16 protein-coding genes are annotated in these 13,182 nt (G+C 62.7%); 3 read left to right on the forward strand and 13 right to left on the reverse strand.

The window, feature by feature from the left end; genetic code table 11:
* Positions 1-12 precede the first annotated feature (12 nt).
* Together H0W47_RS05300 and petA are read right to left on the reverse strand one after the other, a co-directional pair.
* Positions 13-1,413: a cytochrome bc complex cytochrome b subunit gene (locus H0W47_RS05300; RefSeq protein WP_296921591.1), complete on the reverse strand. Its 1,401-nt coding sequence runs from the start codon at positions 1,411-1,413 to the stop codon at positions 13-15.
* 76 nt (positions 1,414-1,489) lie between these two features.
* On the reverse strand, positions 1,490-2,113 hold the full coding sequence (gene petA / locus H0W47_RS05305) for a ubiquinol-cytochrome c reductase iron-sulfur subunit (protein WP_296921592.1): 624 nt from the start codon (positions 2,111-2,113) through the stop codon (positions 1,490-1,492).
* A 220-nt stretch (positions 2,114-2,333) separates the two neighbouring features.
* Between petA and mscL the strand changes: the two genes are divergently transcribed.
* Complete coding sequence (gene mscL / locus H0W47_RS05310; protein WP_296921594.1) at positions 2,334-2,762, forward strand: large conductance mechanosensitive channel protein MscL; 429 nt, start codon at positions 2,334-2,336, stop codon at positions 2,760-2,762.
* A 181-nt stretch (positions 2,763-2,943) separates the two neighbouring features.
* Here the strand turns inward: mscL and pdxA are convergent, their stop codons facing one another.
* Positions 2,944-3,990, reverse strand: coding sequence for a 4-hydroxythreonine-4-phosphate dehydrogenase PdxA (pdxA, locus tag H0W47_RS05315; protein ID WP_296921596.1), 1,047 nt, complete (start codon positions 3,988-3,990; stop codon positions 2,944-2,946).
* 217 nt (positions 3,991-4,207) lie between these two features.
* Between pdxA and H0W47_RS05320 the strand changes: the two genes are divergently transcribed.
* Positions 4,208-5,488, forward strand: a complete 1,281-nt coding sequence (locus tag H0W47_RS05320; protein ID WP_296921599.1) for a diguanylate cyclase — start codon at positions 4,208-4,210, stop codon at positions 5,486-5,488.
* Positions 5,489-5,494: 6 nt separating this feature from the next.
* Here the strand turns inward: H0W47_RS05320 and H0W47_RS05325 are convergent, their stop codons facing one another.
* Both H0W47_RS05325 and cysK read right to left on the reverse strand, forming a co-directional pair.
* Positions 5,495-6,277, reverse strand: a complete 783-nt coding sequence (locus H0W47_RS05325; protein ID WP_296921601.1) for a Nif3-like dinuclear metal center hexameric protein — start codon at positions 6,275-6,277, stop codon at positions 5,495-5,497.
* Positions 6,274-7,197, reverse strand: coding sequence for a cysteine synthase A (cysK, locus tag H0W47_RS05330; protein ID WP_296921603.1), 924 nt, complete (start codon positions 7,195-7,197; stop codon positions 6,274-6,276). Before cysK ends, H0W47_RS05325 begins: the two co-directional genes overlap by 4 nt.
* A gap of 196 nt (positions 7,198-7,393) precedes the next feature.
* Here cysK and H0W47_RS05335 point away from each other — a divergent pair, with 196 nt between their 5' ends.
* Positions 7,394-8,548 (forward strand): trypsin-like peptidase domain-containing protein, encoded by a 1,155-nt coding sequence (locus H0W47_RS05335; protein ID WP_296921606.1) that lies wholly within the window; start codon positions 7,394-7,396, stop codon positions 8,546-8,548.
* A gap of 65 nt (positions 8,549-8,613) precedes the next feature.
* Here H0W47_RS05335 and tatC read toward each other — a convergent pair whose 3' ends face one another.
* The 8 genes from tatC to hisF form a co-directional block, all read right to left on the reverse strand.
* Positions 8,614-9,414 carry a twin-arginine translocase subunit TatC gene (gene tatC, locus H0W47_RS05340; RefSeq protein ID WP_296921608.1) on the reverse strand — a complete coding sequence of 267 codons (801 nt, stop codon included), beginning with the start codon at positions 9,412-9,414 and terminating at the stop codon, positions 8,614-8,616.
* 63 nt (positions 9,415-9,477) lie between these two features.
* Positions 9,478-9,957, reverse strand: coding sequence for a Sec-independent protein translocase protein TatB (gene tatB, locus H0W47_RS05345; protein WP_296921610.1), 480 nt, complete (start codon positions 9,955-9,957; stop codon positions 9,478-9,480).
* 62 nt (positions 9,958-10,019) lie between these two features.
* Positions 10,020-10,259 (reverse strand): Sec-independent protein translocase subunit TatA, encoded by a 240-nt coding sequence (gene tatA, locus H0W47_RS05350; protein WP_296921611.1) that lies wholly within the window; start codon positions 10,257-10,259, stop codon positions 10,020-10,022.
* Positions 10,260-10,380: 121 nt separating this feature from the next.
* Complete coding sequence (locus tag H0W47_RS05355) at positions 10,381-10,755, reverse strand: histidine triad nucleotide-binding protein (RefSeq protein ID WP_296921613.1); 375 nt, start codon at positions 10,753-10,755, stop codon at positions 10,381-10,383.
* A 20-nt stretch (positions 10,756-10,775) separates the two neighbouring features.
* On the reverse strand, positions 10,776-11,147 hold the full coding sequence (locus tag H0W47_RS05360) for a hypothetical protein (RefSeq protein ID WP_296921615.1): 372 nt from the start codon (positions 11,145-11,147) through the stop codon (positions 10,776-10,778).
* A gap of 28 nt (positions 11,148-11,175) precedes the next feature.
* On the reverse strand, positions 11,176-11,556 hold the full coding sequence (locus H0W47_RS05365) for a phosphoribosyl-ATP diphosphatase (protein ID WP_296921617.1): 381 nt from the start codon (positions 11,554-11,556) through the stop codon (positions 11,176-11,178).
* A gap of 15 nt (positions 11,557-11,571) precedes the next feature.
* Complete coding sequence (gene hisI, locus H0W47_RS05370; RefSeq protein ID WP_296921619.1) at positions 11,572-11,967, reverse strand: phosphoribosyl-AMP cyclohydrolase; 396 nt, start codon at positions 11,965-11,967, stop codon at positions 11,572-11,574.
* Positions 11,968-12,111: 144 nt separating this feature from the next.
* Complete coding sequence (gene hisF, locus H0W47_RS05375) at positions 12,112-12,891, reverse strand: imidazole glycerol phosphate synthase subunit HisF (protein ID WP_296921621.1); 780 nt, start codon at positions 12,889-12,891, stop codon at positions 12,112-12,114.
* Positions 12,892-13,182 lie beyond the last annotated feature (291 nt).

A 13,182-nucleotide genomic window follows, 5' to 3' on the forward strand; every position in this document is an offset into this window, starting at 1 on the left:
AGCATCTCCGGCTCAGTGGGCGGCAAAAGTCACGCGGTCAGGGGGCGTCTTGAAGGTCCCGAGACGACTCCACCACGGCATCAGCAGGAAGAAACCGAAGTAAAACAGGGTGCCGGCCTGGGACACACGCTCATTGATGAGTGATGGCGGCTTGATGCCAAGATAGCCGAGCACCACAAAATTGATCACAAAAACACCGTAGAGGTATTTGTGCCAGTCCGGGCGATAACGGATCGACTTGACCGGGCTGTGGTCCAGCCAGGGCAGGAAGAACAGGATGATGACCGCGCCGCCCATGACCACCACGCCCCAGAACTTGGGATCAATCATCAGCATGGCGGCAATCAGAACCACCGCAGCGCCGACGATGGCGGCCTTAAACAGGCCGGCGATCTTCGCCTTGAGCACGCCCAGAACGGCGCCCAGCAACACGCAGGCAATCAGCACCCACATCATCTGGGTGGTGATCGCGCGCAACATTGAGTAATACGGCGTGAAGTACCAGACGGGCGCGATATGCAGCGGCGTTTTGAGTGGGTCGGCCGGGATGAAGTTGTTGTACTCGAGGAAGTAACCGCCAGCCTCGGGCGCGAAGAACACAATGGCCGAGAACACCATCAGGAACACGCTGACGGCAAAAATGTCATGCACCGTGTAGTAAGGGTGGAAGGCAATGCCGTCCAGCGGCTTGCCGCTGGCATCCTTGTGCTTCTTGATCTCGACGCCGTCGGGGTTGTTCGAGCCGACCTCGTGCAGCGCGATGATGTGCGCCACCACCAAGCCCAGCAGCACCAGGGGCACGGCAATCACGTGGAAGGCAAAAAAGCGGTTCAGCGTGGCATCACCGACCACATAGTCGCCGCGGATCAGCAGCGCCAGGTCAGGACCGATGAAAGGAATCGCGGCAAACAGGTTGACGATCACCTGAGCGCCCCAGTAGCTCATCTGGCCCCAGGGCAACAGGTAACCCATGAACGCCTCGGCCATCAGGCACAGGAAAATCGCGCAGCCAAACACCCAGATCAGTTCGCGCGGCTTGCGGTAGCTGCCGTAAATCAGGCCGCGGAACATGTGCAGGTAAACCACCACAAAAAACGCCGACGCACCGGTCGAGTGCATGTAGCGCACCAACCAGCCCCAGGGCACGTCGCGCATGATGTATTCGACCGAACCGAAGGCCAGCGCCGCATCCGGCTTGTAGTGCATGGTCAGGAAGATGCCGGTGACGATCTGGATCACCAGCACCAACAGGGCCAGCGAGCCAAACACGTACCAGAAGTTGAAGTTCTTGGGCGCGTAGTACTCGCTCATGTGCTCTTTGTAGAGCTTGCTGGCGGGGAAGCGGTTGTCGACCCAGTTCATCAACTTGGCGGCAGCCGGTGCATCGGGGGATAGTTCTTTGAATTCAGCCATAAGGGATCCTATTTGCTAGTCGGTGGAGGACCTGGGCCGGCGCATCAATCGATCAGCCGCCCGGTCCAGCAAAGCTTCAGGCTTTTTTGTCCTCACCGATCAGCAGCTTGGCGTCTGACAGGTACATGTGGGGCGGCACTTCCAGGTTGTCCGGCGCCGGCTTGTTTTTGTAGACGCGGCCGGCAATGTCAAAGGTGGAGCCGTGGCAGGCGCACAAAAAGCCGCCGGCCCAATCGTCAGGCAACGAAGGCTGGGGGCCGCTGGCAAACTTGTCGCTGGGCGAGCAGCCCAGGTGCGTGCAGATGCCGACAGCCACAAAGTACTCGGGCTTGATCGAGCGGCTTTCATTGCGGGCGTATTCCGGCGTGAGCTCGCCGGGCTTGCGCTCGGACTTGGGATCGGCCAGCTGCGGGTCCAGCTTGGACAGACCGGACAGTTGCTCAGGCGTGCGCCGGACAATCCAGACTGGTTTGCCGCGCCACTCCACCGTGAGTTTTTCGCCCGGCTTCATGGCAGAAATATCGACTTCCACCGAAGCGCCCGCGGCCTTGGCGCGCTCGGACGGCTGGAAAGTGCTGACAAAAGGCACAGCCACTGCCGCTGCGCCTGCGCCGCCGGCGGCACAGGTCGCGATCATCCAGTTTCTTTTATCTTTATCGATGGGCGCACTCGGGGGCGCCTTGAGGCTTGCGTCGGTCATGGGTGTCCTACAAGAACAGGCTGGAAAAAAGGCGTATTGGGGTCAACCCGGGATTGTAACGGAGCGCGATGCGCAATTTCAAGCACTGGGGCCCACCCGACAGGGTCGCCATGACATCGCCCGCACACGGCCGATCCGCGTGCCGAAAGAGCAACCATAATCCGGCATGGTGACCCGCTGATACTGCGGAAAACGATCTGGCACAACACAGGAGCACGCCATGGGCATGATGAAGGAATTCAGAGAATTTGCCGTCAAGGGCAATGTGATTGATCTGGCCGTGGGCGTGATCATAGGTGCGGCGTTCGCGAAGATTGTCGACTCCGTAGTCAGCGACCTGGTGCTGCCGTTGGTTGGCGCGGTCATCGGCAAAATCGATTTTTCCAACCTGTTCATCATTCTGGGCAGCGTGCCGCCGGGAACCGCCGCCACCCTCGATGCGCTGAAAAAAGCTGGCGTGCCGGTGTTTGCCTATGGCAACTTCATCACCGTGGCGGTCAACTTCGCGATCCTGGCCTTCATCGTCTTCCTGATGATCAGGCAGATCAACCGCCTGCGAAGGGAAGATCCTGCCGAGGCGGTGCCGCCCGCAGCCACGCCTGAAGATGTGGTGCTGCTGCGCGAGATTCGCGACAGTCTGAAGAAGTAAGTTCCCCCGTTGACCGCTCACTTCGTGTAGCGGCCCTCCCCCTCAGGGGCGGCGCCTGCGCGCCGGCGAAGCCGGACGCGCGGCCCCCGCTTGTAAACAGGAGATGGGCGCTATACTTTTGATAGCTGCTTGCGCCCGCCACACAAGGGCTGGCGGCATTTTTCATAATTAAACGGGCAATTCAGGCGGCCAGCCGGCGCGCCATGCGCACGGCGGCGATCAGGCTGGATGCGTCCGCCTTCCCGGTGCCGGCAATGTCGAAAGCCGTGCCGTGGTCCGGGCTGGTGCGCACCAGCGGCAGACCCAGGGTGACATTGACACCCTGCTCCACGCCGAGGTACTTAACCGGGATCAGGCCTTGGTCGTGGTACATCGCCACCACCACGTCAAACTCGCTAGCCTGTCCGGTCGGCGTACGCGCGCGCATGAATACGGTATCGGGCGCGAAGGGGCCGCTCACATCCATGCCCTGGGCACGGGCGGCGGCGATGGCCGGCGCGATGATGTCGATTTCTTCCCGGCCGAACAAGCCACCCTCGCCTGCATGCGGGTTCAAGCCGGCCACCGCGATGCGCGGCGCGCTGCCAGAAGCGCTGCGCACTGACTGGTGTGTGATCTGCAGGGTTTGCAGCACGCTGTCCACCGTGACCGCGTCCAAGGCATCGCGCAGGGACAGGTGAATGCTGACCAGCACGGTCTTGAGCTCATCGTTGGCCAGCATCATGCGCACCGGCATGTCGGTCAGCCCCCTGCCGGCAAAGGCAGCGGCTTCTGCCTGCAGCAGTTCGGTGTGCCCCGGGAAACGCGCAAACGCCGCACCGGCCAATGCCAGCGCCTCCTTGTGGATGGGCGCCGTGACCATGGCCCCAGCCTCGCCCCGCAGCGTGGCGCGGGCGGCGCGCAAGATGCACTCTGCCGCCGACTTGCCAGCCGCTGCACTGACCTGGCCGTAAGCGGCCAGGTCGGGCAAGTCGCAGCTCTGCAGCACCGCGATGCTGCGCGGCGGCACGCCCGCCCAATCGCCGATTGCTGCCAGTTGCACCACGGGCAAAGCCAAAGCCGACGCGCCCGAGATCAGCCGCGACGCCCGGCGCAGGGTCGCCACATCGCCTGCGACCACGCAGCCCGCCAGCTCGGCGGGCGCATCGCGAAAGGCCTTGGCAATGATTTCCGGCCCGATGCCCGCCGGATCCCCCATGGTGATGAGCAGCGGCCGGTTCAGCGCCATACCAGCATCCCAACATGGAACGGTCCGGCCTTGGTGTATGTCATGACTTCCCCTGGCCACCTGATCGGCCCATAATGATTTGAAAGCTGCACCGTCCGACCGCATCCCCGGTTGAACGGCAGACGGCAGGAAGCCGGATGGAAGAAAGCTGCACGATGCATTCTGTCGGTATTTTCGCGCAAGCGCCTGTGCGGGCTTCAGACCTGCCTGCATTGCCATGACCAACGCCGAAATCATCATCTGGAGTGCCGCCACCGGGTCCATGGGGCTGGTGGTGTTGCTGGCCGCCGCCGAAGCCGCCTACAGCCGCAGCCGCGCCAGCCTGCAAAGCCTGGTCTACCTCGGCATGTACTGGCTTTTTTTCGTCCTGCTCTCCGGCTTGCCGGCAGCCATGCTGCCATCGGCAAGCGCGCCCTGGATAGCCAGCGCTCAGGTCTTGATTGGGCCCCTGCGCAGCGGCATGGGCTTTTACGGCGGCAGGCACTGGCTGGCGTCAGCCCGGCGCGACCGCTTGACGGACATCAGTTTTCGCGGCACCACCTGCCTGTGCCTGGTTGGCGGGCCGTTGTGCCTGTTGCTGCCCTCGCCCATGAAACTGGCTGCGTCTGCAGCGCTCACCGTCGCCAGTGTGTGTGTGATGCTGTGGCTGACCGCACGAGCGGCGCAGCAGGGTGACCGGATGGCCTGGGGGCTGGCCATTGCCGCCCTGCTCACGCTTCCGCTGCAGCTGGGCTTGTACTGGCTGGCTTTGGACCTTGGGACGCTGTCTGCCCCGTATCAAGCCGGCCTGGCGTTGCTGGGCTTGCTGAGCATTTCCCTGATTGCCGGTCTTTTATGGCAGCGCAATCACCAGATCAGGCAGATTCGCCATCACGCCCGCTCCCGGCGTGACCCGGTGACACAGCTCTACGGCAGCATCCTGATCGTGCAGAAAATCGTCCACGCGCAACGCCGGCAGGCGCGCACGCGGCGCGACGGCGCGCTGATGGCTGTGCAGGTTTTTGAGCCGGAGCGGCTGCTGGCCCAAGTCGGCCACTACGGGCTCAACGAGATCTACATCCAGCTCGCGCGGCGCATGCAGCGTCATACCGGTGTGGTCAATCCGGCCGGTCGCTTTTACGACCGCTGCTTCGTCGTGCTCATCGAAACCCTGCATTCGCCGCGCTGGATACGCACCATGGGCCTGCGGGTGGCCTCCAGCCTGCGCAAGCCGGTGGAAGTGACCTCACTCAGTGGCGAACGCATCAGGCTCAGCGTCGACATCGGCGTTGGCATGGTGCATATGTCAGGCGCGGCCAAGGACGTCGATGAGTTGTTGCATGAGGTGCAGGACATGGCGGCGGCGGCCCGCACGATGCGCTCGCGGGCCGCGCTGCTCGACGAGATCACCCGCCAGGCGGTGCCGGTGGAACACGCGGAACTCGGCGCCAGCTGGCACGCGATGCGTAGCGCCCGTTCGCGCCCGGCGCGCGCGCGTCAGCATCGCACCCCGGCCTGAACCGTTTCAGGCCGGATTGTCGATATCGATGAACTCGTGCACCAGCCCGAACTGCGCCGCCACATGCGCCGCCACCGCAGGCGCGCCATACCGCTCTGACGCATGGTGGCCACAGGCGATGAAGGCCACACCCATCTCACGCGCGTAGTGCGCCTGCGGCTCGGAGATCTCGCCGGTGATAAAAGCGTCGGCTCCGGCAGCGATGGCGTCCTCGAAGTAGCCCTGCGCGCCGCCAGTGCACCATGCTACGTTTTTAATAGCTGCTTGCGCCCGTCCGACGAGGGTTACAGGCCGATTTAATGTATTTTTGACGTGTAAAGCGAGACTCTCGGCGGTGTCGAAGCCATCTTCGGCGCCGCTGCGCCCGCCGAGAAATCCCAGCTTGTTGTCGCCGAAATACCGGTCCGCCTTCAAGCCCAGCCGCAGGCCCAGCTGCGCGTTGTTGCCGAGTTCGGGGTGCGCGTCCAGCGGCAGGTGGTAGGCGTAGAGGTTGATGTCGTGCGCCAGCAGCAGCGCTAGGCGCTGCTTCATCCAGCCGGTCACCCGCCCGTCCTGGCCGCGCCAGAACAGGCCGTGGTGCACAAAAATCGCATCCGCCTGCGCCGCGATGGCCGCCTCGATCAGCGCCAGACTGGCGGTGACGCCAGAGACGATCTTGCGCACCTCAGCCTTGCCCTCGACCTGCAGGCCATTGGGACCGTAATCCTTGAACAGCTCGGGCTGCAGCAGCTGGTCGAAAGCCGACAGCAACAACGCTCGCGGCGCAACCACCGCATACTGAACGGTCACGGTAAAAAACCTTCAACCGACAGGTAGCGTTCGCCGGTGTCGTAATTGAACCCCAACACGATACTGCCGGCAGGAATCTCCGGAAGCTTCTGCGCAATCGCCGCCAGCGTGGCCCCCGAGGAAATGCCGACCAGCAAGCCCTCCTGCGCAGCACAGCGGCGCGCATAGTCCTTGGCCGCATCGCCCTCGACCTGAATCACGCCGTTGAGCAGAGCGGTCTGCAGGTTGGCCGGGATAAAACCGGCGCCTATACCCTGGATCGGGTGCGGCGATGGCTTGCCGCCGCTGATCACGGGAGAGGCCGTGGGCTCGACCGCAAAAACTTTGATATACGGAAACTTCGCCTTGAGAACCTGTGCCACGCCGCTCAAATGACCGCCGGTGCCCACGCCGGTGATCAGGTAGTCCACGCCCTGCGGAAAGTCGGCCAGAATTTCCTCTGCGGTGGTGCGTACATGGACGGCGATGTTGGCGGGGTTTTCGAACTGCTGCGGCATCCAGGCACCGGGCGTTTTGGCGACCAGCTCTTTGGCGTGGGCAATCGCGCCATTCATGCCTTTTTCGCGCGGCGTCAGCTCGAATCTGGCGCCATAGGCCAGCATCAGGCGCCGGCGTTCGATGCTCATGCTGTCGGGCATCACCAGTACCAGTTGGTAGCCCTTGACGGCGGCCACCATGGCCAGGCCAACGCCGGTGTTGCCCGAGGTCGGCTCGATGATGGTGCCGCCGGGCTGCAGCGCGCCGGACTGCTCGGCGGCTTCGACCATGGCGAGCGCAATGCGGTCCTTGATCGAGCCCCCCGGGTTGCTGCGCTCGGACTTGACGTAAATCTGGTGCGTCTGGCTGGCCGGCCCGAACAGGCGGTTGATGCGGATGTGCGGTGTGTTGCCGATGGTGGCGAGAACGCTGGAGGCCTTCATGGCGAATCCTTGGGTGGTACCGCGAGGCTGCGGCGAGGACGGGCCGCGCGCGGGCTCGCCGGAATGTCTGCAAATTATGGCCCTTCCGGCACGCAGACGCCGCCGCAAGGCCTGCAAACTGGAGGAAAATTGCGCTTGTTGCAATCGCTGCGCAGCCCTGTTCGGCTGGCGGCAGCCTCTTCCCCCTGGACCCCCCATGCGCAAATCCTGGCTTTTCTTTTCACAAACCGTCACCGTGCTGCTGGCCGCCTATTTTGTCGTTGCCACCCTGCAGCCGCAATGGGTGAACCGGCGGGCGCTCAGCAATGCAGTGGCCGTGATTGAAGCGCCCGTTGGTCCGGCCGGCAGCGCCGCACCGGCCGGCAGTTTTGCGGCGGCGGCCAAGGCGGCCTCGGCTGCGGTGGTCAGCATCAACACCAGCAAGGCGGCCGCACGCAACCCCAACATGAACGACCCCTGGTTCCGGTTCTTCTTTGGTGACCAGGGTGGCCAGATCGAGCCGCAGGTCGGCTTGGGCAGCGGCGTCATCGTCAGCCCCAACGGCTACATCCTGACCAATAACCATGTGGTCGAAGGCGCCGATGACATCGAGGTCATTCTCAACGACACCCGAAGGGCCAAGGCCAAGGTCATAGGCACCGACCCGGAAACCGACCTGGCCATCCTGAAAATCGAGCTCGACAAGCTGCCGGTCATCGTGCTGGGCAGCTCGGACACGGCGCAGGTCGGCGACCCGGTGCTGGCCATCGGCAACCCCTTCGGCGTCGGCCAGACCGTGACCAGCGGCATCGTCAGCGCGCTGGGCCGCAACCAGCTGGGCATCAACACCTTCGAAAACTTCATCCAGACCGACGCAGCGATCAACCCTGGCAACTCGGGCGGCGCGCTGGTGGACACGCAAGGACGGCTGCTGGGCATCAACACCGCGATCTATTCGCGCTCGGGTGGCTCCATGGGCATCGGGTTTGCCATTCCGGTGTCCACCGGCAAGCAGGTCCTGGAAAGCATCGTCAAGGACGGACAGGTCACGCGCGGCTGGATAGGGGTGGAGCCGCAGCAGCTGAGCCCCGAGCTGGCCGAAACCTTTGGCATCAAGCCCGGCGCGGCGGGGGGCGTGGTGATCACAGGCGTGCTGCAAAATGGCCCGGCCGCCCAGGCTGGCATCGTGCCGGGCGACGTGATTCTGGAGGTGAACGGCAAGGCGGTGGGGACGGTGTCGGAACTGCTGACTGCCGTAGCAGCACTCAAGCCCGGCCTCTCAGCCCCGCTGGCGGTGTGGCGCAAGGATAAAAAGACCGACATCGCTGTGGTGCCCGGCACCCGGCAGCGCCCGCAGCAGCGCCGTCAGTAAGCAGATTTGCTACAAAATTAATAGCTGGTTGCGCCCGTCCGGTATGGGCGAAAGGCCTGTTTGACTCAGGGTTTGGCGGCTTCGGTGTCGCCGTCGGATTCGGGCTTTTTGGTGTGTTTGGCGAACAGCTGCGCCGCCCAGATACCGACCTCATACAGACTGCCGACGACCAGCAGCAGCATGATCATGGAGCCCGCGTCGGGCGGCGTGACCAAGGCTGTGACAACGGCAGCAATCACCCAAAAATAGCCCCGGTATTCACGCAACTGGGCAATGCTCAGCACACCCATGCGAACCAGCAGGATCACGGCAATGGGCACCTCAAACGCCAGGCCGAATGCCAGGAACATGCCTAGCACGAAGTTGAGGTATTCCTCGATGTCAGGTGCGGCAGTGATCGACTTGGGTGCAAAGCTCTGGATGAAGCTGAAAACCTGGCCAAACACGAAGTAATAGGAAAAGGCCACACCCACAAAAAACAGCAGCGTGCTGGAGACCACCAGCGGCATCACCAGCCTTTTCTCGTGGGCGTAAAGGCCGGGCGCCACAAAGGCCCACACCTGATACAGCACCACCGGCAGCGCCATCATGAAGGCCGCCATGACAAGGATCTTGATCGGCACCACAAACGGCGAGATCACATTGGTGGCGATCAGGGTGGCCCCCTTGGGCAGGGCCGCCACCAGCGGCGCGGCCAACAGGTCGTACAAAGCCCCGGGGCCCGGGTACAACGCCAACACGCCGGCGCAAATGCCGATGGCGATGACCGCCTTGATCATCCGGTCGCGCAACTCCATCAGGTGCTGCACAAAGGGCTGCTCAGTGCCCGCGAGTTCGTCGGGCTTGTCGGTGTTGGGATCGCTCATGGGGACGGTGTGCGCTGGAAAATAGGCGCGAGGGCTGCGCGTGGGTGACGGTTGAGAAACAAATCAGCCGTTTCGGCCGGAAGACGCGCCAGGACGGGGACGGTAACGGGCCACCCGGGCTGCACCCGACAGCGCCTTGGTACGCACCCCGGAGCGCGCCTTGTACCACTGCGGCGTGGCGCCGGTCTTCAGGCGCCAGTTTTTCTTCGGGTGTTTGTATTCAGGGAAACTGATCATGCCCGGCAACTCTTCACTGGACGCCGTGCCGGTGGTTTCTGCCCAGGATTTCTCGAAGTCGCTGGCGTTGGTCTGGATGGAGTTTTCGACGTCGCGCGCCGCGCCTTCCATCGATTCCTTCATCTTCTTGAGCTCGTCCAGCTCCATGGAGCGGTTGACCTCCTGCTTGACGTCGGCGACATAACGCTGCGCCTTGCCCAGCAGGGTACCGATGGTGCGGGCCAGACGTGGAAGTTTTTCCGGCCCAATGACGATCAGTGCCACCGCACCTATCAGGGCAATTTTCGAAATGCCGAGATCAATCATTGGACATCAGACCCCGCATGACGCGATACAGCAATAACAGGCGAGGGGGACGGCCATCCTGATCAGGACTTCTGCTTTGCTTCCACGTCGATCGTGGTCTTGTCGGCAGTTTGTGCGTGCGTGACCTGGCCGGCTTCAGCAGCTTTTTCATCAGCAGTCTGGCCACCTTCCTTCATGCCGTCCTTGAAACCCTTGACGGCGCCACCAAGGTCGCTGCCCATATTCCGAAGTTTTTTAGTGCCAAAGACCATCACCACGATCAACAGCACGATCAACCAATGTACCCAACTTAGTCCGCCCATGATTTACTCCTGATTCAGTAACGGCAAAATTTGCCGGGTTCCATACAACTGTATTGATTCTAAAGGTCTCGCACAGCACAAGCCCTATTACACCTGCTTGCGGGCGGGTTGTGCAGGCAAATCAACCTTTCAACCAGGGCCTTGGGCCGCCCATGACGTGAATATGCAGGTGGTGAACCTCCTGCCCGCCCTCGGCGCCAGTATTGGTCACAATGCGAAACCCGCCTTCCGGGTAGGGCCGGCAGCCCTTTTCAAGGGCCAGTTTGGGGGCCAGCACCATCATGCGACCCAGCAGTGCCGCCTGTTCCGGCCCGACCTGAGCCATCGACGGGATGTGCATTTTCGGGATCATCAGAAAATGAACCGGCGCCCAGGGGTTGATGTCGTCGAAGACAAATATCTCATCGTCCTCGTAAACCCTGCGGCTGGGGATTTTTCCGGCAGCGATCTTGCAGAAAATGCAGTTTTCGTCGTGGGCGTGGCTGGGCTGGCTCATGGTCGGGCGATGGCGTGAACTCAAAGAGCGGGATGGCTGGTGGCCGGCCGGTGGCTGTTGAACTTCATCCACCCGCGGATGCAGCGGTACAGATACCAGAGCCAGACGATGCCATAGGCAATCGCACCCGGCAGGAACAGCAGCAGCCACAGCGGCGACAGCAGCACCAGCCACATCAGCGTCCACCAGAAGGTCTGGATCATGTAGTTGTGGTGGTCAATATACAGCGCATCGGACTCCTCCCCACGGCGCAGGTAATTGACGATCAGCGCGACCACGGCGAAGATGCCGGCGCTGAACCAGGCCAGGGTATGCAGGCCATACAGCACGTGCATGACCAGGCGGTCATTGGGGCCTTTGGTGTCGAATTCGGCCAGGTCGGTCTCGCTCATGGTGTTCTTCCTCTGCGGTGGGTAGGTGTTATTTTTCGGCAGCTTCACGGTCCTGCGCCTTGCGCAGGGCTTTTTCCTCGATGCCGCTGGTGCCCTCACGGCGCTCCAGTTCGGCAATCACGTCGACAGGCGACAGGCCGTAATGGGCCAGCGCAATCAGGCTGTGAAACCACAGGTCGGCAACTTCGTTGACCAGTTTGGCGCGCAGTTCCGGCGTGGCGCCGCCGTGGTCGATGTCCTTGGCGGCCATCACGGTCTCGGTGGCTTCTTCACCAATTTTTTTCAGAAAGGCGTCCGGGCCTTTGTGCAGCAGGCGCGCGACGTAGCTGGTGGCCGGGTCGCCGCCTTGCCCGGGCTTGCGGCTTTCGATGATGCGCGCCAGGCGCTGCAGGGAATCGTTGGAACTCATGCGTGTTCTTGTTGCCTATTTATAGATGTTGGACGGGTCTTTCAAGACCGGCTCAGTGACCACCCACTGGCCGTCCCGGTACAGGCTGAAAAAGCAGCTGTGCCGGCCGGTGTGGCAGGCAATGCCCGGCTCGTGGCCGAGCTGGGTGACTTTCAGGAGGATCACATCGTTGTCGCAGTCCATACGGATCTCGTGCACCGTCTGCAGGTGTCCGGACTCCTCACCCTTGTGCCAGAGCCGGCCGCGCGAGCGGCTGTAGTACACGGCCTGCCCGAGTTCAGCGGTTTTCTGCAGGGCCTCGCGGTTCATCCAGGCAAACATCAGCACGTCGCCACTGGCGGCTTCCTGAGCGATCACCGGGATCAGGCCCTTGTCGTCCCATTGGATGTCATCCAGCCATTTTTGCGTCATGCGTCAATTGTCATGGATTTGGAGGGGCGTCAGAGGTTTTCCAGGCCAGGGCATCGCGGAACCGGCTTTGCCGGGCCGCAGATGCCGCCCCAGCAGGGGGGAAGGCGTAGCGACACGCAGTGCGCAAAGCCTGCGGGGGTTGCGTCAAACCCTGACGGGGATGCCGCGTGCCGCCATGTGGGCTTTTGCCTGTTGCACGGTGTATTCGCCGTAATGGAAGATGCTGGCGGCCAGCACGGCATCGGCGCCGCCGAGCTGAATGCCGTCGGCCAGGTGGTCGAGGTTGCCGACACCGCCCGAGGCGATCACCGGCACGCTGACCGCGTCGCTGACGGCGCGGGTCAGTGCCAGGTCGAAACCTGACTTGGTGCCGTCGCGGTCCATGCTGGTCAGCAAAATCTCACCGGCGCCGCGCCGCGCCATCTCGCTGGCCCAGGCCACTGCGTCCAGCCCGGTGTTCTTGCGGCCACCGTGGCTGTAAACGTCCCAGCCCGGTCCGCGCGTGAGGGCTTCTTCCTCGGAGCGGCGCTTGGCGTCGATGGCGACCACGATGCACTGCGCGCCATATTTCGCCGAAGCGTCTTCAATCACCTGGGGGTTTGCCAGTGCGGCCGAATTGAAGCTGGTCTTGTCGGCGCCGGCATTGAGCAGGCGCCGCACGTCTTCAACCGTGCGAACGCCGCCACCGACCGTCAGCGGAATGAAGACCTGGGATGCCACGGCCTCGATGATGTGCAGAATCAAATCGCGCCCGTCGCTGGTGGCCGTGATGTCCAGAAAGGTCAGCTCGTCAGCCCCCTGCTCGTTGTAACGCGCAGCAATCTCGACCGGATCGCCGGCATCACGCAGCTCGACGAAGTTGACACCTTTGACGACGCGGCCGCCGGTGACGTCTAAACACGGAATGATTCTTTTCGCGAGCATTGAGTTAGCTGAGGTAGAGGACTGTAGAGGTTGCCAGAAATTCGATTATCGGGATGCAGGGCAAGGCGCACGGCGCACAGGAACCGGAATGCACTTCGGTGCATGAGGATTGCGAGCACCGCGCAACGACGCCATGCGCCCGAGAATCGGATTTATGGGGACCTCTAGGGAAGGTCTGCATAACCCCCGCCGCAGCGAGAGTTGCTAGTCAAGAGTTCACAACATGAAACCGGCACAGTGTTCGAGCCGGTTTTCTGGCGATGCTGGCCCGAGTCTGCGTCCGCCTCGACC

The organism is Polaromonas sp. (assembly GCF_013817205.1).
GTDB lineage: Bacteria > Pseudomonadota > Gammaproteobacteria > Burkholderiales > Burkholderiaceae_C > Polaromonas.